This window comes from Kitasatospora sp. NPDC094016 (assembly GCF_040304045.1).
Taxonomy (GTDB): domain Bacteria; phylum Actinomycetota; class Actinomycetes; order Streptomycetales; family Streptomycetaceae; genus Kitasatospora.
The window spans coordinates 44,901-68,198 of the sequence record NZ_JBEOUK010000046.1; the positions used below are offsets into that span (position 1 = coordinate 44,901).

18 protein-coding genes are annotated in these 23,298 nt (G+C 72.8%); 11 read left to right on the top strand and 7 right to left on the bottom strand.

The window, feature by feature from the left end:
• The first annotated feature begins 2 nt into the window (after nt 1-2).
• Nucleotides 3-695, top strand: coding sequence for an NADPH-dependent F420 reductase (npdG, locus tag ABT015_RS31120; protein ID WP_350885074.1), 693 nt, complete (start codon nt 3-5; stop codon nt 693-695).
• A gap of 114 nt (nt 696-809) precedes the next feature.
• Entirely contained in the window at nt 810-1,007 is a 198-nt protein-coding gene (locus ABT015_RS31125; RefSeq protein ID WP_063347357.1) for a hypothetical protein, read from the top strand.
• Nucleotides 1,008-1,030: 23 nt separating this feature from the next.
• Here ABT015_RS31125 and ABT015_RS31130 read toward each other — a convergent pair whose 3' ends face one another.
• The gene (locus tag ABT015_RS31130) at nt 1,031-1,846 is read right to left on the bottom strand and encodes a site-2 protease family protein (RefSeq protein WP_350885076.1); all 816 of its coding nucleotides are present in this window, start codon (nt 1,844-1,846) and stop codon (nt 1,031-1,033) included.
• 181 nt (nt 1,847-2,027) lie between these two features.
• Here ABT015_RS31130 and ABT015_RS31135 point away from each other — a divergent pair, with 181 nt between their 5' ends.
• The gene (locus tag ABT015_RS31135; RefSeq protein WP_350885078.1) at nt 2,028-5,420 is read left to right on the top strand and encodes an AfsR/SARP family transcriptional regulator; all 3,393 of its coding nucleotides are present in this window, start codon (nt 2,028-2,030) and stop codon (nt 5,418-5,420) included.
• Nucleotides 5,421-5,578: 158 nt separating this feature from the next.
• On the opposite strand, the gene ABT015_RS31140 is transcribed toward ABT015_RS31135, so the two are convergent.
• Together ABT015_RS31140 and ABT015_RS31145 are read right to left on the bottom strand one after the other, a co-directional pair.
• On the bottom strand, nt 5,579-6,391 hold the full coding sequence (locus tag ABT015_RS31140) for an ABC transporter permease (RefSeq protein ID WP_350885080.1): 813 nt from the start codon (nt 6,389-6,391) through the stop codon (nt 5,579-5,581).
• Entirely contained in the window at nt 6,388-7,410 is a 1,023-nt protein-coding gene (locus ABT015_RS31145) for an ATP-binding cassette domain-containing protein (protein ID WP_350885082.1), read from the bottom strand. The genes ABT015_RS31140 and ABT015_RS31145 overlap by 4 nt, the downstream gene beginning before the upstream one ends.
• A 346-nt stretch (nt 7,411-7,756) precedes the next feature.
• Between ABT015_RS31145 and ABT015_RS31150 the strand changes: the two genes are divergently transcribed.
• Nucleotides 7,757-8,290, top strand: a complete 534-nt coding sequence (locus tag ABT015_RS31150; RefSeq protein WP_350885084.1) for an NUDIX hydrolase — start codon at nt 7,757-7,759, stop codon at nt 8,288-8,290.
• Here ABT015_RS31150 and ABT015_RS31155 read toward each other — a convergent pair whose 3' ends face one another.
• Nucleotides 8,291-8,452 (bottom strand): hypothetical protein, encoded by a 162-nt coding sequence (locus tag ABT015_RS31155; RefSeq protein WP_350885086.1) that lies wholly within the window; start codon nt 8,450-8,452, stop codon nt 8,291-8,293.
• 29 nt (nt 8,453-8,481) lie between these two features.
• Here ABT015_RS31155 and ABT015_RS31160 point away from each other — a divergent pair, with 29 nt between their 5' ends.
• Nucleotides 8,482-9,135 (top strand): GNAT family N-acetyltransferase, encoded by a 654-nt coding sequence (locus ABT015_RS31160; protein WP_350885088.1) that lies wholly within the window; start codon nt 8,482-8,484, stop codon nt 9,133-9,135.
• A gap of 143 nt (nt 9,136-9,278) precedes the next feature.
• Here the strand turns inward: ABT015_RS31160 and panB are convergent, their stop codons facing one another.
• On the bottom strand, nt 9,279-10,148 hold the full coding sequence (panB, locus tag ABT015_RS31165; RefSeq protein WP_350885090.1) for a 3-methyl-2-oxobutanoate hydroxymethyltransferase: 870 nt from the start codon (nt 10,146-10,148) through the stop codon (nt 9,279-9,281).
• 279 nt (nt 10,149-10,427) lie between these two features.
• Between panB and ABT015_RS31170 the strand changes: the two genes are divergently transcribed.
• The 3 genes from ABT015_RS31170 to ABT015_RS31180 all read left to right on the top strand — a co-directional run bounded on the left by ABT015_RS31170 (nt 10,428) and on the right by ABT015_RS31180 (nt 14,184).
• Nucleotides 10,428-12,038, top strand: a complete 1,611-nt coding sequence (locus ABT015_RS31170) for an MFS transporter (protein ID WP_350885092.1) — start codon at nt 10,428-10,430, stop codon at nt 12,036-12,038.
• A 164-nt stretch (nt 12,039-12,202) separates the two neighbouring features.
• A complete protein-coding gene (locus ABT015_RS31175; RefSeq protein ID WP_350885094.1) occupies nt 12,203-12,853 on the top strand; it encodes a TetR/AcrR family transcriptional regulator in 651 nt (216 codons plus the stop codon).
• Nucleotides 12,854-13,314: 461 nt separating this feature from the next.
• A complete protein-coding gene (locus tag ABT015_RS31180) occupies nt 13,315-14,184 on the top strand; it encodes an endonuclease/exonuclease/phosphatase family protein (protein WP_350885112.1) in 870 nt (289 codons plus the stop codon).
• A gap of 19 nt (nt 14,185-14,203) precedes the next feature.
• On the opposite strand, the gene ABT015_RS31185 is transcribed toward ABT015_RS31180, so the two are convergent.
• Complete coding sequence (locus tag ABT015_RS31185; protein ID WP_350885096.1) at nt 14,204-15,958, bottom strand: NAD+ synthase; 1,755 nt, start codon at nt 15,956-15,958, stop codon at nt 14,204-14,206.
• A 163-nt stretch (nt 15,959-16,121) separates the two neighbouring features.
• Here ABT015_RS31185 and glnA2 point away from each other — a divergent pair, with 163 nt between their 5' ends.
• The gene (glnA2, locus tag ABT015_RS31190; RefSeq protein WP_063347345.1) at nt 16,122-17,483 is read left to right on the top strand and encodes a gamma-glutamylpolyamine synthetase GlnA2; all 1,362 of its coding nucleotides are present in this window, start codon (nt 16,122-16,124) and stop codon (nt 17,481-17,483) included.
• A gap of 165 nt (nt 17,484-17,648) precedes the next feature.
• On the top strand, nt 17,649-18,866 hold the full coding sequence (locus ABT015_RS31195; protein ID WP_350885099.1) for a hypothetical protein: 1,218 nt from the start codon (nt 17,649-17,651) through the stop codon (nt 18,864-18,866).
• On the opposite strand, the gene ABT015_RS31200 is transcribed toward ABT015_RS31195, so the two are convergent.
• Nucleotides 18,833-20,017 carry an acyltransferase family protein gene (locus ABT015_RS31200; RefSeq protein ID WP_350885101.1) on the bottom strand — a complete coding sequence of 395 codons (1,185 nt, stop codon included), beginning with the start codon at nt 20,015-20,017 and terminating at the stop codon, nt 18,833-18,835. The genes ABT015_RS31195 and ABT015_RS31200 overlap by 34 nt on opposite strands.
• A gap of 214 nt (nt 20,018-20,231) precedes the next feature.
• Here ABT015_RS31200 and ABT015_RS31205 point away from each other — a divergent pair, with 214 nt between their 5' ends.
• A complete protein-coding gene (locus tag ABT015_RS31205) occupies nt 20,232-23,264 on the top strand; it encodes a bifunctional [glutamine synthetase] adenylyltransferase/[glutamine synthetase]-adenylyl-L-tyrosine phosphorylase (protein ID WP_350885103.1) in 3,033 nt (1,010 codons plus the stop codon).
• Nucleotides 23,265-23,298: the final 34 nt, after the last annotated feature.

A 23,298-nucleotide genomic window follows, 5' to 3' on the forward strand; every position in this document is an offset into this window, starting at 1 on the left:
CCATGACTTCCCTCGATTCAGCGACAAACCCGGCCCACGAACTGCCGGACGTCTCACAGCTGGTGATCGGTGTCCTCGGCGGCACCGGCGACCAGGGGCGCGGCCTGGCCCTGCGGCTGGCCAAGGCCGGCCAGCAGGTGATCATCGGCTCGCGCGACGCGGCCCGGGCCGAGGCCTCCGCCGCCGAACTGGGCCTCGGCGTGCGCGGCGCCGACAACGCCACCGCCGCCCGGGAGAGCGACGTGGTGATCGTCGCGGTGCCCTGGGACGGCCACGCCGCGATCCTGACCGCGCTGCGCGAGGAACTGGCCGGCAAGATCGTGGTCGACTGCGTCAACCCGCTCGGCTTCGACAAGCAGGGCGCGTACGCGCTGAAGCCGGAGGAGGGCAGCGCCGCCCAGCAGGCCGCCGCGCTGCTGCCGGACTCCCGGGTCACCGCCGCCTTCCACCACCTCTCGGCGGTGCTGCTCCAGGACGAGTCGGTGGAGCAGATCGACACCGACGTCATGGTGCTCGGCGAGGAGCGGGCCGCCACCGACATCGTGCAGGCGCTGGCCGGCCGGATCCCCGGCATGCGGGGGATCTTCGCTGGCCGGCTGCGCAACGCGCACCAGGTGGAGTCGCTGGTGGCCAACCTGATCTCGGTCAACCGCCGCTACAAGGCCCACGCGGGCCTGCGGGTGACGGACGTCTGAGATCCGGTGGAGCCGTGTCGGCCTCACCCCTGGACCGGCTCCGGAGGTGAGGTCGGCGACAATGGGTGCGGCCGCAACCCGGCCGACCGCACCCGGCCCTAGGAGCCTCCCGCCATGCCCCGCACGTCCCTCTTCGCCCTGATCGTCGTCGTCCTCGCGCTGGCGGCCGCCGTGGTCTCGCTGACCCAGGGCTTCTGGCTGGGCCTGATCTGGCTCCCGATGGCCGGTGTGGCGAGCAACGTGCTCTGGATGAACCGCCGCCGCGCGAAGATCGCCGAGGCCACGGCCGCCGCGGCAGCCGAGCAGGGCTAGTGTCCTGAGCCCGGCCGAGCCGGCTAGTTGTTCCAGAAGCTGAACAGGTACCGGCCGAGCGTCGCGTAGTCCTGGTCCACGCCGAACAGGTTCATCAGGTCGTGGAGGACCCCGAAGAAGAACGAGTTCACCGAGGGCTGCCACAGCAGCGCGAACACGGCCAGCAGCCCGTACGGCGCGAACGGCTCGACCGCGCGCCGGGTCTTGTACGACAGCCAGGGCTCGACGATCCCGTAGCCGTCCAGCCCGGGCACCGGCAGCAGGTTCAGCAGGGCGGCGCTGAGCTGGAGCAGGCCGAGGAAGCCGAGCGCGGCCGCGAACGGCGAGACGTTCAGCTCGTAGCCGTTCCAGACCGCGTGCACCGTCGGGTCGTCCAGCCAGCCGGCGCCGATCGGGATCAGCAGCAGGGCCGCGCACGCCAGGTTCACCAGCGGCCCGGCCGCCGAGATCAGGCTGTGCTTGAGCCGGCCCTGGATCCGGTCCCGCTCGATCCAGACCGAGCCACCGGGCAGGCCGATGCCGCCCATGATCACGAACACGATCGGCAGCACGAAGCTGAGCAGCACGTTGGTGTACTTCAGCGGGTTGAGCGTGAGGTAGCCCTTGGCGCCGACGGTGATGTCGCCGCCGTGCAGCGCGGTGCGGGCGTGCGCGTACTCGTGCAGGCACAGCGAGACCATCCAGCCCGCCACCACGAACAGGAACACCCCGAACGCGGCGTTCCCGTAGCCCGAGTACACCGCCCAGCCGGAGGTGGCGAGGACGGCGAGGAGCACCCAGAACACCGGGCTGATCCGGCGGTCCTCGCTGCGTGAGCGCTGCGTGGCGGCGAAGGTCATGGTGTGGGTGCTCCGGGTGTCCGAGGGAAAGCGGGCAGGGGATCGATCATGCCGGGCGGGCCGGTGACCGGACAAGCCGTCCCGGGTGAACGTCCGAAGGCCCCGTCCGGGTTCCACCGCCGGTGAGGGGCCCCTGCACAATTGTGCGCCCCGATCGCCGCCCATCGACCAGAATGGACCGGTGTACTACGGCATCCTCGGGACCACGACGGCCCACCACGACGACGGCACCCCGGTGCCGCTAGGCGGCGCCCGGCTACGGGCACTGCTCACCGCGCTCGCCCTCCGGCAGGGCCGCCCGGTGCCCGCCGACCTGCTGGTGGACGAGGTGTGGGAGGCCGAGCCGCCCCAGGACTCCTCCGCCGCGCTCCAGACCCTGGTCGGCCGGCTGCGCCGGACCGTCGGCCGGGACGAGATCGGCTCCGGCCCGGCCGGGTACTGGCTGACCGACCCGGCCACCGACCTCGCCGAGTTCCAGCGGCTCGGCGCCGAAGGCCGCCGTGCCCTCGACACCGGGGACCACGCGCTCGCCGCCGAGCGGCTGCGCGCCGCCCTGGCGCTGTGGCGCGGCCCCGCCCTGGCCGACCTGCCGGACCGCGGCGGCCCGGCCGCCCGGCTGGAGACCCAGCGCGAGGAGGCCCGCCGCCACCGGATCACCGCCGAGCTCGGGCTCGGCCGGGCCGCCGAACTGGTTGCCGAACTCACCGAGCTCTGCGAACGGCAGCCGCTGGACGAGCCGTTGCAGCAGCTGATGATCCGGGCGCTGCACGAGAGCGGCCGCACCGCCGAGGCGCTGCGCCACTACGAGCGGACCAGGCGCGCCCTCGCCGAGGAGCTCGGCGTCGACCCGGGGCGCCAACTCCAGTCCCTGTACGCCACGTTGCTGACCCCGGCCGAGGTCGAACCGGCACCCGCGGCGGCGGAGCCCGGGCCCGCGCCGGAGTCCATACCGGCCCCGCCGGCCCCGCCGGCCGCCGGTCGGTCCGGGGTTGCGCCCCAACCCCCGCGGGTCGGCGGCAACCTGCGCGGCAGGCTGACCAGCTTCGTCGGTCGTGAGAGCGATCTCGCCGCCCTGCGCGGGACATTGACGGAGCGTCGGATGGTCACCCTGACCGGCCCCGGCGGCTCCGGCAAGACCAGGCTCTCGATCGAGGCCGGCCGCGCCGAGCAGTCCGCCGGGCACTGGCCGGACGGCGTCTGGGTGGCCGAACTCGCCCCGCTGGAGACCCCGGACGCGGTGCCCGCCGCCGTGGTCTCCGCGCTCGGCCTGCGCGAGATCGTGCTGCACAGCGGTGGCATGGTCGCCGAGGTGATCGAGAAGCGCGCCGAGGACCCGGTGCGCCGACTGGTCGAGCACTGCGGCCACCGCCGGATGCTGCTCGTCCTGGACAACTGCGAGCACCTGATCCAGGCCGCCGCCGACCTCGCCGACATCCTGCTCACCGAGTGCCCCGAGCTGACCGTGCTCGCCACCAGCCGGGAGCCGCTCGGCGTGCCCGGCGAGACCGTGTTGCCGGTCGAGCCGCTGCCCGACCCGGTGGCGCTGCGCCTGCTCACCGAGCGCGCCACCGCCGCCCGACCCGGCTTCGACCCGGACACCGACCCGGCGGCCTGCGCCGAGATCTGCCGCCGCCTGGACGGCCTTCCGCTGGCCATCGAACTCGCCGCCGCCCGGCTGCGGGTGATGACGGCGCGCCAGATCGCGGACCGCCTGGACGGCCGGTTCGCCCTGCTCACCGCAGGTAGCCGCACCCTGCTGCCGCGCCAGCAGACCCTGCGCGCGGTGGTCGACTGGAGCTGGGATCTGCTGGGCAAGCGCGAACGGGCGGTGCTGCGCCGGCTCTCGGTGTTCGCCGGCGGCTGGCAGCTGGAGGACGCCGAGGCGATCTGCGCGGACGGCGTCGAGGTGGTCGGCGGGGAGGTCGCCGACCTGTTGCTGTCGCTGGTCGACAAGTCCCTGCTGGTCGCCGACCTGGACGACGGCAGCCTGCCGCGCTACCGGATGCTGGAGACCATCCACGAGTACGCGACCGAGCGCCTCGCCGAGTCCGAGGAGGAGCGCGACGCGACCGGGGCCCGCCACCTGACGCACTTCCGCACCATCGCCGCCACCGCCTTCCTGAACATCCACGGCCCCCAGCAGCTGCACTGGCTGACGGTGCTGGAGCGCGAGCTGGACAACATCCGGGCCGCGCTGAGGCGCGCCATCGACCTCGGGGACGAGGAGCAGTCGCTGGCCCTCACCCTCGGCATGAGCTGGTACTGGTCGCTGCGCGGCTACAGCATGGAGGCCCGCGGCTGGTACGAGGCCGTCGCGGCGCTCGGGCCGGATCCGTTCGGCCCGAAGCCGCCCGTACCGCTGGAGCGGGACGTGCTCTCCTACGGCCTGCCGATGCCCGAAGGGGTCGTCGAGGAGGCCCGGCGACTGCTCGCGATGTACCGGCTGATGGGCATGTTCGAGGGGAACCTGGACGTGCTCGGCAACCCGGAGGCGATCGCCGTCGCGGAGCAACTGCTGGACGTCTACACCCCGGAGCTGCCGCAGGCCTACCGGTTCCCGGGCCTGATGCGGGTGTTCGGGGCGTTCCTGGCCGGCCGGCTGGAGATGATGAGGAGCCTGCTGGACGACGCCGTCCGCGGCTGCGAGGAGCACGGCGGGCCGAACGACCTCGCGTTCATCCTGCAGCTCCGGGCCAAGATGCTGAACGACTGGCCGGGCGGGGCCGACCAGGGAATCCTGGACGGCCAGCGCTCGCTGGAGCTGTTCGAGCAGGCCGGCAACCTCTGGGGGGTCTCCCAGGCCCTGTCCGCCCAGGGCGAGTCGCTGGCCAACCGGGGTGATCCGGAGGCGGCCGCCGTCGCGTACGAGCGGGCGATCGAGCTGGCCGAGGAGCTGGGGACGCCGCACGAGGTGCCGATGCTGCGGGTGAACCTCGGCTCCGCCCTGCTGGAGCAGGACATGGAGCACGGCGAGCGGATCATCCGGGAGACGCTGGAAGGGCTGGACCATCACAGCGCGGACCACTCCTCCACCGGCGCGCTGCTGTTCGGCGGCCTCACGCTCTGCGGCGTCCACATGCTGCGCGGCGAGTACGGGCAGGCGCTGGCCGAGCTGGACCGGATGGAGGCGACCAGCGTCGGCAGCTTCGCCCCGGGGATCGTGACCGGGATGCTGATCACCACGCGGGGCTGGATCACCGCCCGGGCGGGCCGGCCGGACGAGGGGCTCGCGATGCTGCGCGAGGGGCGGACGCTGCTCCGCGAGACGTCGCGCACGAGCGGCTTCGGCGAGCAGATGACGGTCATGGTGGTTCCCGCGGTGGTGGGGGTGCTGCGTGCCTTCGCCGAGCGCGACGGCGACCTGGAGCGGGCCCGGCAGGCCACCGTGCTGCACGGCGCGCACCACGTGCTGAACGGCCCGAAGGGCGGCTACCTGGACCGCGTCGAGCGGGGCAGGGCGGCGGCGGACCTGCGGGCCCAGCTGGGCGACGCCGCGTTCGAGGCCGCCCACGCCGCCGGCGAGGGCCTGAACCCGGAACAGGTCCGGGAGCGGATGTACGAGTGGATCGGCTGACCGGCGTCCGTCCCTGGTCACCGGTCAGCCGACAGGAGTGGATCGGCTGACCGGCGTCCGTCCCTGGTCACCGGTCAGCCGATCCGCCGGCCGGCCCCGTCCCCTGGTGCCGGCCGGTCGCCCCCCGGCCCTCCCCCGCGGAGGGCCGGCGGCCGTTCTCAGGTCCGCTTGCGGAAGCGGGCGACGGCGAGCGGCGCGAAGATCGCGGTGGTGGCCACCGACCAGATCAGCACGACCATCACCGGGTGGGCCAGCGGCCCCTGGCCGTTGAGCAGGGAGCGGGAGGCATCGGCGAGCGCCGACAGCGGGTTGACCTTGGTGAAGGCCTGGAGCCAGCCCGGCATGGTGTCGGTCGGCGCGAAGATCGAGCTGCCGAACTGCATCGGCATCAGGACCAGCATGGCCACGCCCTGGACGGCCTGGGCGCTGCGCAGCGCCATGCCCAGCAGCATCGAGACCCAGACGATCGACATGCCGAACACCAGCGACAGGCCGACCGCGGCCACGACCTCCAGCGGACCGGTCTTCACCTCGAAGCCGATGCACATCGCGAAGCCGATCAGGATCACGAAGGAGAGCAGCGCCCGGCAGGTCTCGGCGGCGATCTTGGAGAGCAGGACGGAGGCCCGGCCGATCGGCAGGGTCCGGAAGCGGTCCATCACGCCGGTCTGGAAGTCGCTGTTCAGACCGGTGCCGACGGCCATCGCGAGGGTGAGGCCGGTCTGCCCGAGCAGGCCGGGGATCATGTACTGCTTGTAGGAGTCCTGGTTGCCGGAGACGGCGCCGCCGAAGACGTAGACGAACAGCACCGTGAAGATGACCGGCATCAGCACGGCGTCGAACATCGACTCCGGGTCGGCCTTGATCCGCATCAGGTTGCGCCGGGTCAGTGCGCCGACGTGGCGGAAGGTGCCGGACAGGCCGATCCGGGAGTCCTCCACCCGGGAGGGGGCGATGGTGGCGGTGGTCATGCGACGGGCTCCTTGACGAGGCTGGGGGTGGCGTCCGCGGTGTCGGCGGGCTTGCCGGTGATGGCGAGGAAGACCTCGTCGAGGCTGGGCACCTTGGTGTCGATGCCGGCTATCGCGAAGCCGCGGCCGCCGAGCACCCCGATGACGGTGGTCAGCTGCTCGTCGTCGGTGATCGGCACCGCGAGCAGTCCGGTGTCGGTGGAGACGGTGGCGCTGGTGATGCCGCGGTCGCGCAGGCACCTGGCCATCTCGGGCAGCTCGGCCGGGTGGACGGCGCGGATCTGGAGGGTCTGGCCGCCGACCTTGGCCTTGAGCTCGGCCACGCCGCCGTTGGCGATCACCCGGCCGCGGTCGATGACGGTCAGCTCGTCGGCGAGCTGCTCCGCCTCCTCCATGTACTGGGTGGTGAGCAACACGGTGCTGCCCTCGGCGACCATCCGCTGGACCTCGTCCCAGACCTCGTTGCGGGTGCGCGGGTCGAGGCCGGTGGTGGGTTCGTCCAGGTAGAGCACCTTGGGGCGGCCGATCATGCTGGCGGCCAGGTCGAGGCGGCGGCGCATGCCGCCGGAGTAGGTCTTGGCGGTCCGCTTGGCGGCCTCGGTGAGCGAGAAGCGCTCCAGCAGTTCGGTGGCCCGGGCCTTGGCCTCGCGGCTGGGGAGGTCGAGCAGCCGGCCGATCAGGTACAGGTTCTCGTACCCGGAGAGGAGTTCGTCGACGGAGGCGTACTGCCCGGTGAGGCCGATGGTGCGGCGCAGCTGCTTGGGCTGGCGCAGGACGTCGTAGCCGCCGACGAACGCGGTGCCGGCGTCGGGCTTGATCAGGGTGGAGAGGACCCGGACCAGGGTGGTCTTGCCGGCGCCGTTGGGGCCGAGCACGCCGAGTACGGTGCCCTCGCGGACGGTGAGGTCGACCCCGTCGAGGGCCTTGGTGGTGCCGTAGTGCTTGACGATGCCGCGGACTTCGACGGCGTTGCCCGCGGCGGTCCCCCGGTCGTTCGGGGCGGTGGCGATTCGTGTCATGCCCTCAGGTTGTCCGGCCCGGCTGTCAGCCCCCTGTCGGCCGGCGCCGCTCGCTGTCAGGCCGCTGTCACCCGGCTGTCACCGGCGTACGGGGATGCGGCATCCAAGTTATTTCAACACCAAAAGAAAAGATTTTTAATCGGTGGCGCCTCCTCGGACGAGGAGGCGCCACCGAAAGAAAAAATTCTGAACGAACAGGGAGGGACCGGGCTCGGAATGAAGGGGGACTTGGCAACTGTCTGCCGATATCACCACTATTCGTCAGTCTGACGCGAATTAGTCGGAGGGGCCTGCCCGCGGCGCCGACCTCTGAGATGCTGAGGGTCCATCGAGGGAGGCTTCAGCAATGCAGTGGAAGATCCACGGGGAACGTCCGATCTACGAGAACCCATGGGTGAACCTGTGGTTGGCCGACATCGAGCAGCCCGACGGCCACCGCTGGGAACACCACGTGGTCAAGCTGCGGCACCTCGCTGTGGCGGCTGTCGTGAACGACCGGAAGCAGGTCCTCATGATGTGGCGGCACCGCTTCATCACCAATACCTGGGCCTGGGAACTCCCGATGGGGCTCATCGAGCCGGACGAGAGCCCGGCAGAGGCGGCAGCCCGCGAGACACTGGAGGAGACCGGCTGGAAGGTCGCTGGGGTCGAGCCGCTGATCTACGCCCAGCCGGCCAACGGGATCACGGACTCGGAGCACTTCGTCTTCCGGGCCGACGCTGTCGAGTACGTGGGCCCGCCGACCGAGCGCAACGAGTCCGACCGAGTCGAGTGGATTCCCCTGTCCGAGCTTCGCGGCATGATCGACCGCCGCGAGATCGTCAGCAGCGGCACGCTCGTGGGAGTGCTGTACCTGCTGCTTGACGAGGCCGGTCACTGATCACTCGGCCATGCCGGTGATCCGGTCGGACAGTTCCGCGGCCGAGGCGCTGCTGCGGTAGGGCCTCAGGAGTCGGCAGAACTCATGGAGATGGGCGACCACCCTGGGGGACTCGATGGCTGCGGTCAGGGCGAGGGCCTCCCCAGCGGTGGCGCATGCCAATTCGACCTCTCGCCGCTGGAGTTGGGTCCGTGCGAGCCAGAAGGGACCGCGAACACACCCTGATCCCGACGATCACCGACCGCGGGATCATGCGGCTCCACCTCTACGGTGCCTCGGAGTGCCTGCCCGGAGCCCGCGAGAACGCCGCCGGACTCGCCACCCTGCGCGGAGCCGCAAAAGCCCGCGTCGTGTGGTTCCAGGAGGCCCCGGAGCCTCTGGCCGCATCCACCCGCGTCCAGCTCAGGACCTTCGACAGCCGCGTTCCCGCTGTCGACGGAGTCGAGGCCCTGTCCGGAACAGCCGCGGACGTGGCGAAGACCTTCGAGGCCTTCGCCGAGAAGCTGGCCGGCGAGGGGTTCGCCTTCCTGCACTCCAGGCTCGAAACCGTCGGCCCCGTTCTGATCGAGGTGCGGGACGGGCGGGTGGCCGGTGCCATCGGCCCCATGGAGACGATGGCTGACCCGATCGGGCGAGTCCGCCTCCTGCCCCAGTACTTCGGAGTCCTGCCGGAGTACCGCGGACTCGGCCTGGGGCGGCAACTGTGGCGGGCCGCCATGCACTGGGGCCGGGCGCACGGCGCCGACTACCAGCTGCTGCAGACCGCCGTCGGCGGCGCGTCCGATCACCTCTGCCAGAGCGAAGGACTCGCCGACCTGGGGGTCGTCTGCGTCTCCGACATCTGAGCGGATCGAGCTCTGACGAGGCCGGGATTCGTCCTGTCTCCCCGCGGCCAACGAAGGAACCGCGGGGCCCTGCCCTTTTCGACCGGCAACGTCGCCGCTTCGGCGATGCCGAAGCGGCGACGGGCGACGGTGCGGGTAGGCCGTCAGTGGAAGCTGTGCTCCGCGGCCGGGAAGGCGCCGCCGCGGACGTCCTCGGCGAAGGCGCGGGCGGCGTCGCCGAGGACGGTCCGCAGGTCGGCGTACTGCTTGACGAACTTGGGCACCCGGCCCGCCGTCATGCCGGCCATGTCGGTCCAGACCAGGACCTGGGCGTCGGTGTCGGGCCCGCCGCCGATGCCGACGGTCGGGATGGTCAGCTGCTCGGTGACCTGGGCGGCCAGCTCGGCCGGCACGGCCTCCAGCACGACCGCGAAGGCGCCCGACTGCTGGACGGCCTTGGCGTCGCGCAGCAGCTGGTGCGCCGCCTCGTCGCCGCGGCCCTGGACGGGGTAGCCGCCGAAGGCGTGCACGGACTGCGGGGTGAGGCCGATGTGCGCCATCACCGGGACCCCGGCCTCGACCAGCAGCTCGATCGAGCGGGCGCTGCGCTCCCCGCCCTCCAGCTTGACCGCGCCGACCCCGGCCTCCTTCATCAGCCGGGCCGCGTTGCGCATGGCCTGCGCGGGGGACTCCTGGTAGGAGCCGAACGGCAGGTCGGCGACGATCATCGCGCGCTTGGTGCCGCGGACGACGGCGGCGGAGAGCATCACCATCTGGTCCATGGTCACCGGCACGGTGGTCTCGTAGCCGAGGTGGCAGTTGCCGGCGGAGTCGCCGACCAGCAGGACGGGGATGCCGGCCTCGTCGAACACCCCGGCGGTGAGGGCGTCGTAGGCGGTGAGCATCGACCACTTCTCGCCGCGCTGCTTGGCGCTGGCGAGGTCGCGGACGGTGATGCGGCGGTTGGTGACCCCGCCGTAGAGGGTGGCGGTCGCCGCCTGGTTCTGGGCAGGCGAAGGCGAAGAAGCGTTCATCGAACGGACTCCTGAAGGGTTGTCGTCTCGTGGCGCCGTACGGCGTCCCCGGATCACCTCCATGCTTGCACGCCCCGGCGTGGGCGCAAAGGGGCGTGCAGGCGCGCGGGTGCGATCTGCGGCACACCGGTGGCCGCCGGCCGGGCGGGCTTTGCCGCGTTTTTACGAAACGGATTCGTCTCGTATCGTAATGGCCGCTACTCTGGTGCCGGGGGGTTACGAGACGACCATGGCTCGGAATTGCCCGCCAGTGTCACACCACCACGGACGGGAAGACCAATGACCACCGCAGCCGCGCCACCCCGCGTGCCGGAAGCCATCCACCGCCGACGCTGGGCGATCCTCTGCACCCTGGTGCTCGCCCTGCTCGTCGTCGTCCTCGACAACTCGATCCTCAACGTCGCGATGAAGACCATCGCGACCCCCGCGCCGGTCGGCCTCGGCGCCAGCCAGAGCGACCTGGAGTGGTCGATCAACTCCTACACCCTGGTGTTCGCCGGGCTGCTCTTCACCTCCGGCCTGCTCGGCGACCGCTTCGGCCGCAAGCGCGCGCTGCTCGGCGGCATGGTGGTCTTCGGCATCGCCTCGCTGCTCTCCGCGCTGGCCGCCTCGCCCGGTGAACTCGTGGGCTACCGCGCCCTGATGGGCGTCGGCGCCGCGCTCGCGATGCCCGCCACGCTGGCCATCATCATGAACGTGTTCGAGCGCTCCGAGCAGCCCAAGGCGATCGGCATCTGGGCCGGCGCGGTCGGCCTGGCCATCGCCATCGGCCCGATCACCGGCGGCCTGCTGATCGAGCACTTCTGGTGGGGCTCGGTCTTCCTGGTCAACGTCCCGATCGTGATCGTCGCGGTGATCGCGATGATCGTCCTGGTGCCCGAGTCCAAGGACCCGAACCCCGGCAAGCTCGACCCGATAGGCGTGCTGCTATCGATCATCGGCCTGGTCGCGCTGATCTACGGCATCATCAAGGGCGGCGAGCTGGCCGACTTCACCGCCGCCGAGGCCTGGGTGCCGACGCTGGTCGGCGTGCTGGCGCTGGCCGCCTTCGTCTGGTTCGAGGGCCGCACCCGCTTCCCCGCGCTGGACGTCACCTGGTTCCGCAACAAGGTGTTCAGCGCCTCCGTCGTGGTCGTCGGCGTGGTCTTCTTCGCGCTGATGGGCGTCTCCTTCTTCGGCGTCTTCTACATCCAGAGCGTGCGCGGCTACAGCGCGCTCCAGGCCGGCCTGCTGATGCTGCCGCTGGCCGTCGCCCAGCTGCTGTTCGCGCCGCGGGCCCGGCTGGTGGTCGACCGCTTCGGCGTCGCCGCCACCGCCGCCGTCGGCATGCTGCTGATCGCCGTCGGCTTCGTCGGCTACACCCTGCTGGGCGTCGACACGCCGATCTGGGTGCTGGTCGTGCTCGGCCTGCTGATGGGCACCGGCATGGCGCACGTCATGCCGCCGGTCACCGTCGCGATCATGGCCTCGCTGCCCCGCGAGAAGGCCGGCGCGGGCTCGGCCGTCAACAACACCTTCCGCCAGGTCGGCGGCTCGCTCGGCGTCGCCGTGCTCGGCGCGGTGCTCTCCACCGTCTACCGCGACGGCATGACCGACACGCTCAACCAGCTGCCCGACGACCTGCGCGGCAAGGCCGGCGAGTCGCTGGAGGCCACCCTGGCCATCGCCGAGCGGATGGGCCCCAAGGGCGCCGCGCTGATCGGCCCGGCGGACGACGCCTTCGTCAGCGCCATGCACGTGGTGGCCTCGCTCTCCGCGGGCATCACGGTGGTCGGCGCGCTGATCGCCTGGTTCCTGCTGCCGCGCCGGTCGGCGGCCCCCGGCGGCCCGGCCGGGAAGGCCGCAGAGCAGCCCGACCAGAGCCGCAAGGCCGTGGCCGCGGACGCCTGACCCGCGATCGCGCTGAGCGACAATGGCCCTGTCACCCGGGTGAACCCCCGGGCGGCAGGGCCGAGGTCCAGGACGACAGGCGCCGCCCGGCCCGGTCCACGGACCACCATCGGAAACGGAACGGCGCCCGTGCGCCACGCGGACAGCGAGGGAGTACAGCGGGGATGAAGACGGACACCCCGGCCGCCGGGGCCGGACAGCCCTGCGCCGCCGTACGCCGCGGCCGCCCGCGCAGCGAGGCCGCCGAGCAGGCCATCTTCGCCGCCGTCGAGGACCTGATGGCCGGCGGCACCGCGCTGTCCGAGCTCACCATCGAGGGCATCGCCGCCGCGGCCGGCGTCGGCAAGGCCACCATCTACCGGCGCTGGCCCAACAAGGAGGCCCTGCTGGTCGACGTGGTCAGCCGGCTGGAAGTCCCGATGCCCGCGCCGACCGACGGCACCGCCCGGGACGACCTGATCGAGATGATCGACTACATGCGCCGGCGCGGCCTCGCCAAGCGCTCCCGCTGGGTGCTCAAGGCCGCCCTCGGCCAGATGCAGGGCCTGCCCGACCTGTACAGCGCGTACCGCGACCGGGTGATCAAGCCGCGCCGGGAGGCGGGGCTCACCCTGATCCGCCGCGCCATGGACGAGGGCGTGCTGCGGACCGACCTCGACGTCGAACTCCTCGGCGACATGTTGATGGGCCCGATCCTGTACCGCAGCATCCTCTGGGACGACTCCGACCTGGAGGACCCGGACCTGGCCCGCCGGATGGTCGACTCGCTGCTCGAAGGCCTGGCGCCGCACGCGGCCTCCGGCTCCCGCGGCTGAACGCGCTCCCGCGCCCCGGACCCCGCGCCCCGGTCCGGTGCCCTCGGCGACCTGCACCGGACCTGCACCGACCTGCGTGCGACCTGCGCCGACCCGTGTCCGGCGTGGCCTGGCTCACCAAACCGGGCCACGCCGGAACCCGCTCCGACGGCCCCGCGTCTGTCCCGGCATAGGCTGAGCCGGGTATCCGATCAAACCGGCACCAGTCCGGCACCCGCCCGTACCGCACGGGCCGGACACCGGACCGGCGACGGCACGAACAACGGGAGCCACGGATGACGCAGGCGGACAGGACCGACCGGAGCACGGCCGGGCCCTGGGGCGAGGCGGGCGCCCCGGCCCCCGCGGGCCGTCCCGGAGGATTCCTGGGCCTGCGGTACTGGGGCCGGGACGGCCGCGGTGCCACCACCTGGCGGCGCGGCCTGGTCATCGCGGTGCTGGCCGTGCTCGCCGCCCTGCTGATGGCCCTCCACGCCGACGTCCCCAACAGCGCCGGCAACCTCGGCAGCCTGCTGGAGACCTTCCTGCCCTGGATCGGCCTGGCCGTCCCGGTGCTGCTGCTCCCCGCGCTGCTGCGCCGCTCCGCCACCGCGCTGATCGCGCTGCTGCTGCCCGCCGCGATCTGGCTCAACCTGTTCGGCGGCCTGCTCAGCGACAAGAGCGGCGGCACCGGCGACTGGACGGTGGTCAGCCACAACGTCGCCGCCGCCAACCCCGACGTGCCGGGCACCGTCCGCGGCCTGGTGGCCTCCGGCGCCCAGATCGTCGCCCTCCAGGAACTGGCCGGCAAGCCGCTGCGCGAGTACGAGAGCGGGCTCGCCGAGGCGTACCCGTACCACGAGGTGGAGGGGACGGTCGGCCTCTGGTCGAAGTACCCGATCAGCGGGGTCTCGCCGGTGGACCTCAAGATGGGCTGGACCAGGGCGTTCCGGGCCCAGGTCGCCACCCCGCAGGGCCCGGTCGCGGTGTACGTCGCGCACCTGCCGTCGGTGCGGCTGAAGGCCGAGGGCGGCTTCACCGTCGACCAGCGGGACGTCAGCGCGCAGGCGCTCGGCGACGCGATCCAGGCCGAGCCGGTGAAGAAGGTCCTGCTGCTCGGCGACCTCAACGGCACCATGAACGACCGCAGCCTGGCGCCGGTCACCTCGCAGATGCGCTCGGCCCAGGGCGCCGCCGGGGACGGCTTCGGCTTCAGCTGGCCGTCGTCCTTCCCGATGGCCCGGATCGACCAGATCATGAGCAAGGGCGGCCTCGCGCCGGTCGACTCCCGCACCCTGCCCCGGGACGGCAGCGACCACCTCGCGGTGGCCGCCACCTACCGGTTCAACTAGTCCCTGGGCCCTGTCCTGATCAGCCCCGCCGCCAGCGGTTGGTGATCGGCAGGCGGCGGTCCCGGCCGAAGTTCTTGACCGAGATCTTGGGGCCCGGCGGGTACTGCCGCCGCTTGTACTCGGCGGTGTCGACCAGCCGGACCACCCGGTCCACCACGGCCGGGTCGAAGCCGGCCGCGACGATCGCGTCCCGCCCCTCGTCGCCCTCGATGTAGCGGGCCAGCACGCTGTCCAGCAGGTCGTAGTCGGGCAGCGAGTCGCTGTCCTTCTGGTCGGGCCGCAGCTCGGCGGACGGCGGCTTGGAGATGGTGTTCTCCGGGATCGGCGGCACCTCGCCGTGCCGCTCGGCCTCCTCGTTGCGCCAGTGTGCCAGCCGGAAGACCAGCGACTTGTAGACGTCCTTGATCGGCCCGAACGCGCCCACCGAGTCGCCGTACAGGGTCGAGTAGCCGACGGCCAGCTCGCTCTTGTTGCCGGGCGCGAGCACGATGTGCCCCTCCTGGTTGGAGATCGCCATCAGCAGGGTGCCGCGCAGCCGGGACTGCAGGTTCTCCTCGGCCAGGCCGGTCAGCTCGGTCGCGCCCAGGTAGGCGTCGAACATCGGGGCGATGGAGACGGTCCGGTAGTGCAGGCCGGTCCGGCGGGCCAGCTCGGCCGCGTCGTCCCGGGAGTGCTGCGAGGAGTAGCGGCTGGGCATCGAGACGCAGTACACGTTCTCGGCGCCGATCGCGTCCACCGCGATGGCGGCCACCAGCGCCGAGTCGATGCCGCCGGAGAGACCGATCAGCACCGACCGGAAGCCGTTCTTGGTGACGTACGCCCGGGTGCCGGAGACCAGCGCGGCCCAGATCTCCGCCTCGTCGGACAGCCGCGGCGCCACCTCGGGGGCCGGAGTGTCCGCGGGCGCGGTCCGCGGTTCGCCGCCCAGCTCGGTGCGGACGAGGTGCAGCCCGTCGCTCAGCAGCAGCCCGTCGGTGTGGTCGCCGCCGGCGGCCGGCAGGTCGAGGTCCAGCACCAGCAGGTGCTCCTCGAACTGCGGGGAGCGGGCCAGCACCTCGCCGTCCGCGCCGACCACGATCGAGTCGCCGTCGAAGACCAGCTCGTCCTGGCCGCCGACCATGTTGACGTAGGCCAGCGGGCAGCCCGCCTCGGCGGCCCGGCGCCGGACCAGCTCCAGCCGCTGGTCGTCCTTGTTCCGCTCGTACGGCGAGCCGTTGACCACCAGCAGCAGCCCGGCCCCGGCCTCGCGGGCCGCGGTGACCCGGCCGCCGTCCTGCCAGATGTCCTCGCAGATGGCCAGCGCGACGTCCACTCCGTGCAGCCGCAGCACCGGCAGCTGCTCGCCCGGGACGAACCAGCGGTACTCGTCGAACACGCCGTAGTTGGGCAGGTGGTGCTTGGCGAAGCGGGTCACCACCTCGCCCCGGTGCAGCACGGCGGCGCAGTTCTGCGGGGAGCCGGCCGGGCGGCCGAACCTCGGCGAGGCGTGCTCGGAGCGCCCGAGGTAGCCGACCACCACCGGCACCTCGCCCAGCCCGTCGGCGGCCAGCCGCCCGGCCAGCTCGACCAGCGCGCCCCGGGACGCCTCGACGAAGGAGCTGCGCAGGGCGAGGTCCTCGACGGGGTAGCCGGTCAGGGCCATCTCGGGGAAGGCGACCAGCTGGGCGCCGGCCTCCACGGCCTGCCTGGTCCAGCGCACCACCTCATCGCTGTTGCGGGCGATGTCACCGACCCAGGGGTCGATCTGGCTCAGGGCGAGACGGAGATTGGGCATGCCCCCGAGTATAATCGTCAATCTGACGCGATGTGCTGCCCGGGGGGTCGGGCCGGGGTCCGGACTGCCGTCCCGCGCGGTGATCGGCCATGATGGGGGCAGTCGCGTCCGGGGGTCTTCCGGGCGTAACACGAGCGTAAAGAGCAGAGGTGAGACTGTCCCCATGGGCAAGCAGCAGCAGTTCGTGCTTCGGACGCTTGAGGAGCGTGACATCCGGTTCGTCCGGCTGTGGTTCACCGACGTGCTCGGGTTCCTGAAGTCGGTCGCGGTGGCTCCGGCCGAACTGGAGCAGGCCTTCGAGGAGGGCATCGGCTTCGACGGCTCGGCGATCGAGGGCTTCGCCCGGGTCTACGAGTCCGACATGATCGCCAAGCCGGACCCGACCACCTTCCAGATCCTGCCCTGGCGCTCGGAGACCCCCGGTACCGCCCGGATGTTCTGCGACATCCTGATGCCCGACGGCTCGCCGTCCTACGCCGACCCCCGGTTCGTGCTCAAGCGCACCCTGGAGAAGGCCTCCGCCCAGGGCTTCACCTTCTACACCCACCCCGAGATCGAGTTCTTCCTGCTGAAGAACCTGCCCGGCGACGGCACCCCGCCGATCCCCGCCGACCAGTCCGGCTACTTCGACCACACCCCGCGCGGGGTCGGCCACGACTTCCGCCGACAGGCCATCACCATGCTGGAGTCGATGGGCATCTCGGTGGAGTTCTCCCACCACGAGGGCGCCCCCGGCCAGCAGGAGATCGACCTGCGCTACGCCGACGCGCTGTCCACCGCCGACAACATCATGACCTTCCGTCTGGTCATGAAGGAGGTCGCGCTGGAGCAGGGCGTGCACGCCAGCTTCATGCCCAAGCCGTTCTCCGACCACCCCGGCTCGGGCATGCACACCCACCTGTCGCTGTTCGAGGGCGACCGCAACGCCTTCCACGAGACCGGTGCCGAGTACCAGCTCTCCAAGGTCGGCCGCTCCTTCATCGCCGGCCTGCTCAAGCACGCCGCCGAGACCGCCGCCGTCACCAACCAGTGGGTGAACTCCTACAAGCGGATCTGGGGCGGCTCCCAGCGCACCGCCGGCGCCGGCGGCGAGGCCCCGTCCTACATCTGCTGGGGCCACAACAACCGCTCGGCGCTGATCCGGGTGCCGATGTACAAGCCCGGCAAGCAGGGCTCCACCCGGATCGAGGTCCGCTCCCTGGACACCGGCTGCAACCCGTACCTCGCGTACGCCGTCACCCTCGCGGCCGGCCTCAAGGGCATCGAGGAGGGCTACGAGCTCCCGCCGGGCGCCGACGACGACGTCTGGGCGCTGACCGACTCCGAGCGCCGCGCCCTCGGCATCCAGCCGATGCCGCAGAACCTCGGCGAGGCGATCGACCTGATGCAGCGCAGCGAGCTCGTCGCCGAGACCCTCGGCGAGCACGTCTTCGACTTCTTCCTCAGGAACAAGCGCCAGGAGTGGGAGGAGTACCGCTCCGAGGTGACGCCGTTCGAGCTGCGCAAGAACCTCCAGGTGCTGTGAGCGCCTGAGGCTCCCAAACACCTCCGGGCCCGCTGTCGTCCGATCGGATGACAGCGGGCCGTCCGCTGGGGTGGATGGTTTCCCCAATGGCGGTATGTGAAGATCCTGTGACGGACGGTTGTGGTCCGATGGGCGTGCTCGTCCGTTCCGTCCCGAGAGGATCCCATGCCCTCCTCCGCTGTCAGTCGCGCCGCCGCGGCCCGCCTGCTCGCCCGCCGGACCGCCGTCGCGGGCGCCGCCCTCGCCGCCGTCGCGAGCCAGCTGCTGGCCACCCCGATCGCCGACGCCCGTGGCTCCGGCTCCGGTTCGTCGAACCCGCGCCCGCGCGCCGAGACCATCGCCGAGAACCCGCTGCCGTTCACCACCCGCTTCCAGGGCGACTTCCACGGCTCCGTCACCAGGATCAGCAACTCGCTGATGACCTGTGACGAGACCAAGCCGCCGCTCGACCCGGAGCAGCCGCCCTGCGAGGACGCCCGCAAGGGCCTCGGCAGCATGCCGATCAACAACAAGTACGAGATGAAGTACGTCAACATCGACCCGGGCTCCATCGGCCCGCTCGGTGACCCGATCTACTCCGCGAGCTCCGCCGACCTCGGCCTGATCGACGGCTCCAAGGTCAAGTACGCCCGGCTGTACTGGGGCGGCACCCGCGGCATCGGCGAGACCGTGCTGCCGGAGAACCAGATCGACGAGGTGTACCTCAAGGTCCCGGGCGAGAAGCAGTACCGGGACATCGCCAACGACCAGCCGTCCATCGGCTACATCACCACCGACGTGGAGAGCAGCTACCAGGCCTCCGCCGACATCACCGACCTGGTCAGGAACGCCGGCAACGGCACCTACACCGTCGCCGACATGGACTCGGTGGTGAAGCCGCACAGCTGGGGCGGCTGGACGATCGTCGTCGCGTACGAGAACGACTGCAAGCCGATGCGGCACATCCACCTGTGGGACGGCTTCCAGGTCGAGCTGCCGGACAGCCCGACGCGGCAGATCAAGCTCACGGGGTTGCAGACGCCGCAGAGCGGTCAACTCCACGGCAAGCTCGGCTGGGTGGTCTACGACGGCGACCTCAAGTGGACCGGCGACACCCTGTCGGTCAAGTCCACCAACGGGCCCGAGACGCTGTTCTCCGACATCAACCACCCGCCGAACGACGCCTTCAACTCCACCATCGAGGAGCTGACCCCGGAGGACCAGTTCGCCCGCAACCCGTACAACCGCAACAACTTCGGCTACGACTCCAACCGCTGGGACATCTCGCCGTACCTGCGCAACGGGGACACCGACCTCACCGCCACCTTCAACACCCAGAAGGACGGCTACGACATCGGCGTCTTCTACGCCTACGTCAACCTGGACGGCTCCACCGACGCCTGACCGGCCGCCGCCCGGCGCCGCTGCCGCCCCACCCGCACCGCGCGGGCCGGCAGCGGCGCCGCCGCGTTCCCGCCGGGCCGGCGCGGTGAGCCGCGCAGCAGCCGCTCGCACGGCCGCTCCACCCAGCGGTACAGGCCCGCCGCCACCGCCAGCGACCCACCGGCCAGCAGCAGCCAGACCGCGAGCGCCGCCGCCCCGGGCGCCGGGCGGCCCAGCTCGGCGAGCCAGCAGCGGATGCCGATCTCGTGCACCAGGTACCAGGCGTAGGACCATTCGCCGAGCCGCACCGCCGCCCGCCCGGCCAGTCCCCGCCCGCCTGCCGGCCGGGGTGGCGCACCGGCCGCGTCCCGCTGGGCCGCCGCCACCAGCAGCGCCGCGAACAGCCCCGCCGGCACCAGCTGGGAGGCGCTGTACGGGCCCCACCACAGCGCGTCCGGGACGGCCGCGTGCCAGGGCGCCAGCAGCAGGTGCCAGCCCGCCACCGCCGCGGCCGCCGCGCCGAGCCGCACCCGGGGGAGCAGCCCCTGCCGCACCGCCAGCCCGACCGCCACCCCGAGCACGAACTGCGGGGTACGGGTCAGCGGCAGGTAGTCCAGCAGCCAGCCGCGCACCGTCGGATCGGCCGGCAGCAGCGGGCCCGCCGCCCACAGCGCCGGGCCGAGCGCCGCGCACACCGCCGCCACCGGCAGCCAGGCGCGGCGGCGCGGCGCCAGCAACCGCAGCAGCAGCGGGAACAACAGGTAGAACCAGGCCTCGGCGCCCAGCGACCAGGACGCCGGATTGCCGCCGTACACCGTCGCCCGCGCCCACGGATGCGCCAGCAGCAGCGACCAGAGCGTGGCCGCCACCGGCAGCGCCGTGCCGATCGCGGCGTCCGCGCCCAGCGACAGCACGGTGCTCAGCACGTGCAGCGGCCAGATCCGGGCGAACCGGCGGCGGGCGAACGCCCCGGCGGGGACGGGCGAGCCGCCGTACGTCCAGGCCAGGACGAAACCGGACAGGACGAAGAAGAACGTCACCCCCGAGCGCCCGTACCAGGCGAGCGGGTCGAGCACCGGCAGCCCGCCGACCTTGCGGGACAGGTGGTAGAGCACCACCAGCAGGGCGGCCCAGAAGCGCAGCCCGGTGAGCGAGGGCAGGCGGCTGGGCATCGGCGCTCCGGAACGGGACGGGACGGGACGGGGTGGACAGGACGGGCGGGGCGGGACGGTCGGCGCCGGGAGAACGAGCGCGGCGGGCCCGAGGTCACGGACGGGCGGCGCGGCGCGCGGCGGCGGGCCGTCCGGGCGGTCGTGTCCGGGCGGTCGTGTCCGGCGCCGGGCCGTCAGGGCGCGTAACCTGCTGGGGCGGACGGATGGAGGGGCCATGGCGGTGGACGAGCAGCGGGCCGGGAGCAGGGTCAGCCGGCCGGAGATCAGGCTGGTCAGGCGCGGGTTCACCGACCCGGCGCAGGCGGTGCGGCTGCTGGCGGGCCCCGGCCTGGAAGGCCTGGCCGACGACCCCGTGCTGCTGGACGCGCTCGGCGCCACCGCCGACCCCGACCTCGCCCTGCTCGGCCTGGCCCGGCTGCTGGAGGCCGCCGACGAGGCCGAACGGCACACCCTGCGCGACACCCTCACCACCTCCAAGCCGCTGCGCGACCGGCTGCTCGGCGTGCTCGGCGTCTCCACCGCGCTCGCCGACCACCTGGCCCGGCACCCGCACGACTGGCACATGCTGGTCACCTTCGAACTGCGCGACATGCACCCCGGCCCGGAGGACTTCCGCCGCGCGCTCGCCGAGGGCGTCCGGCGCGGCCGGGAACGCGGCCGCAGCCCGGCGGACGCGCTGCGCGTCGCCTACCGCCGCTGCCTGCTCGCCATCGCCGCCCGCGACCTCACCGGCACCACCGACCTCGCGCAGACCGCCGCCGAACTCGCCGACCTGGCCGGCGCCACCCTGCAGACCGCCCTGGACCTCGCCGCCGAGCAGGACCAGGACGCCGCCCGGGCCTGCCGGCTCGCCGTGATCGGCATGGGCAAGTGCGGCGGCCGCGAACTCAACTACGTCTCCGACGTGGACGTCATCTTCGTCGCCGAGCCGCGCGAGGGCGTGGACGAGCACGAGGCCGTCAAGGCCGCCACTCGGCTCGCCGCCGCCCTCACCCGGCTCTGCGCGGACACCACCGGCGAGGGCACCATCTGGCCGGTGGACGCCAACCTGCGCCCCGAGGGCCGCAACGGCCCGCTGGTGCGCACCCTGGCCAGCCACCTCGCCTACTACCAGCGCTGGGCCAAGACCTGGGAGTTCCAGGCGCTGCTCAAGGCCCGCCCGGTCGCCGGGGACGCCGAACTCGGCGCCGCCTACCTGGAGGCGCTGGCCCCGATGGTCTGGCAGGCCGCCGCCCGGGACAACTTCGTCACCGACGTGCAGCAGATGCGCCGCCGGGTGATCGACTCGATCCCCGCCACCGAACTGGACCGCCAGCTCAAGCTCGGCCCCGGCGGGCTGCGCGACGTCGAGTTCTCCGTCCAGCTGCTCCAGCTGGTGCACGGCCGCACCGACCCGGCGCTGCGCAGCGGCAACACCCTGGAGGCGCTGGCCGCGCTCTCCCGCGGCGGGTACGTCGGCCGGGCGGACGCCGTCTCGCTGGACACCGCCTACCGCTTCCTGCGCTCCCTGGAGCACCGGATCCAGCTCTACCGGCTGCGCCGCACCCACCTGATGCCCACCGGCGCGGAGGACCTGCGCCGGCTGGCCCGCTCGCTGGCCGCGCTGATCAACGACGACACCCGCTCCGACCCGGTGGCCGCGCTGCAGCGCGAGTGGAAGCGGCACGCGGTGGAGGTCCGGCGGCTGCACGAGAAGCTGTTCTACCGGCCGCTGCTCGACGCCGTCGCCGAACTGCCGCCGGGCGCGGCCGGGTTGACCCCGGACGCGGCCCGGGCCCGGCTGGAGGCGCTGGGCTACGCGGACCCGGCCGCCGCGCTGCGCCACCTCAGCGCGCTCGCCTCCGGGGTGAGCCGCAAGGCCGCGATCCAGCGCACCCTGCTGCCGGTGCTGCTCGGCTGGTTCGCCGACTCGGCCGACCCGGACGCCGGGCTGCTCAACTTCCGCCAGGTCTCCGACGCGCTCGGCCGCACCCCCTGGTACCTGCGGCTGCTGCGCGACGAGAGCGCCGCCGCCGAGCAGTTGGCCCGGGTGCTGTCGGCCGGCCGGCTCGCCCCCGACCTGCTGCTGCGCGCCCCCGAGGCGGTCGCCATGCTGGGCGACCCGCAGGGCCTGGCGCCGCGCGGCCGGGCCGCCCTGGAGCAGGAGATACTGGCCGCCGTCGGCCGGGCCGGATCCACTGCCGCGGCCGTCGCCGCCGCCCGCTCGGTGCGCCGCCGGGAGCTGTTCCGCACCGCCGCCGCGGACGTCCTCGGCCGCCTCGGGGAGGACCCGGCCGAGGCGCTGGACACCGCGGGGGAGGCGCTGACCGCGCTCAACGCCGCCACCCTCCAGGGCGCGCTGCGCGCCTGCACGGCCGGCTGGGAGGCCGAGCACGGCGACCTGCCGACCCGGATCGCGGTGATCGCGATGGGCCGGTTCGGCGGCCACGAGCTGGGCTACGGCTCGGACGCCGACGTGCTCTTCGTCCACGAGCCGCTGCTCGGCTCGTTGGAGCAGGACGCCGCCCGGGCCGCCCAGACGGTCTGCAACGAGCTGCGGACCCTGCTCGGCGCGCCGTCCACCGAGCCGCCGCTGCTGGTCGACGCCGACCTGCGGCCGGAGGGGCGCAGCGGTCCGCTGGTGCGCACCCTCGCCTCGTACGCGGCGTACTACCGGCGCTGGTCGCACGCCTGGGAGAGCCAGGCGCTGCTGCGCGCCGAGCCGGTGGCCGGGGACGAGGAGCTGGGCGCGCGGTTCCGGCAGCTGATCGACCCGCTGCGCTACCCGGGCGTCGGGGTGCCGGAGCGGGACCTGGTGGAGATCCGCCGGATCAAGGCGCGGATCGAGGCCGAGCGGCTGCCGCGCGGCGCCGACCCGACCACGCACACCAAGATCGGCCGCGGCGGGCTGGCCGACGTGGAGTGGACGGTGCAACTGTTCCAGCTCCAGCACGGGCACGAGCTGCCGGCGCTGCGCACCACCCGGACCAGGGCCGCGCTGGCGGCCGCCGCCGAGGCCGGGCTGGTCGGGCGCTCGGACGCGCAGGTGCTGGACGCGGCCTGGGTGCTGGCCTCCCGGGTGCGTTCGGCGGTGATGCTGGTGCGGGGCCGGCCGGGCGACAGCTTCCCCGGGGAGGCCCGGGAGCTGGCCGGGGTGGCCCGCTACCTCGGGTACGGCGCCGGGCACAGCGGTGAGCTGGTGGACGACTACCGGCGGACCACCCGGCGGGCCCGGGCGGTGGTGGAGCGGCTGTTCTACGGGGGCTGAGGCCGGGGGCTGAGACCGGCGGCTGAGGCCCGGC

Bases quoted from the DNA above. Each gene is read 5' to 3' on its own strand.
- glnA2 (WP_063347345.1), top strand. From the start codon at position 16,122: ATGGGCAAGCAGCAGCAGTTCGTGCTTCGGACGCTTGAGGAGCGTGAC.
- ABT015_RS31175 (WP_350885094.1), top strand. From the start codon at position 12,203: ATGAAGACGGACACCCCGGCCGCCGGGGCCGGACAGCCCTGCGCCGCC.
- ABT015_RS31140 (WP_350885080.1), bottom strand. From the start codon at position 6,391: ATGACCACCGCCACCATCGCCCCCTCCCGGGTGGAGGACTCCCGGATC.
- ABT015_RS31170 (WP_350885092.1), top strand. From the start codon at position 10,428: ATGACCACCGCAGCCGCGCCACCCCGCGTGCCGGAAGCCATCCACCGC.
- ABT015_RS31125 (WP_063347357.1), top strand. From the start codon at position 810: ATGCCCCGCACGTCCCTCTTCGCCCTGATCGTCGTCGTCCTCGCGCTG.
- ABT015_RS31150 (WP_350885084.1), top strand. From the start codon at position 7,757: ATGCAGTGGAAGATCCACGGGGAACGTCCGATCTACGAGAACCCATGG.
- ABT015_RS31195 (WP_350885099.1), top strand. From the start codon at position 17,649: ATGCCCTCCTCCGCTGTCAGTCGCGCCGCCGCGGCCCGCCTGCTCGCC.
- ABT015_RS31185 (WP_350885096.1), bottom strand. From the start codon at position 15,958: ATGCCCAATCTCCGTCTCGCCCTGAGCCAGATCGACCCCTGGGTCGGT.
- ABT015_RS31180 (WP_350885112.1), top strand. From the start codon at position 13,315: ATGGCCCTCCACGCCGACGTCCCCAACAGCGCCGGCAACCTCGGCAGC.
- ABT015_RS31205 (WP_350885103.1), top strand. From the start codon at position 20,232: ATGGCGGTGGACGAGCAGCGGGCCGGGAGCAGGGTCAGCCGGCCGGAG.
- ABT015_RS31200 (WP_350885101.1), bottom strand. From the start codon at position 20,017: ATGCCCAGCCGCCTGCCCTCGCTCACCGGGCTGCGCTTCTGGGCCGCC.
- npdG (WP_350885074.1), top strand. From the start codon at position 3: ATGACTTCCCTCGATTCAGCGACAAACCCGGCCCACGAACTGCCGGAC.
- panB (WP_350885090.1), bottom strand. From the start codon at position 10,148: ATGAACGCTTCTTCGCCTTCGCCTGCCCAGAACCAGGCGGCGACCGCC.
- ABT015_RS31145 (WP_350885082.1), bottom strand. From the start codon at position 7,410: ATGACACGAATCGCCACCGCCCCGAACGACCGGGGGACCGCCGCGGGC.
- ABT015_RS31130 (WP_350885076.1), bottom strand. From the start codon at position 1,846: ATGACCTTCGCCGCCACGCAGCGCTCACGCAGCGAGGACCGCCGGATC.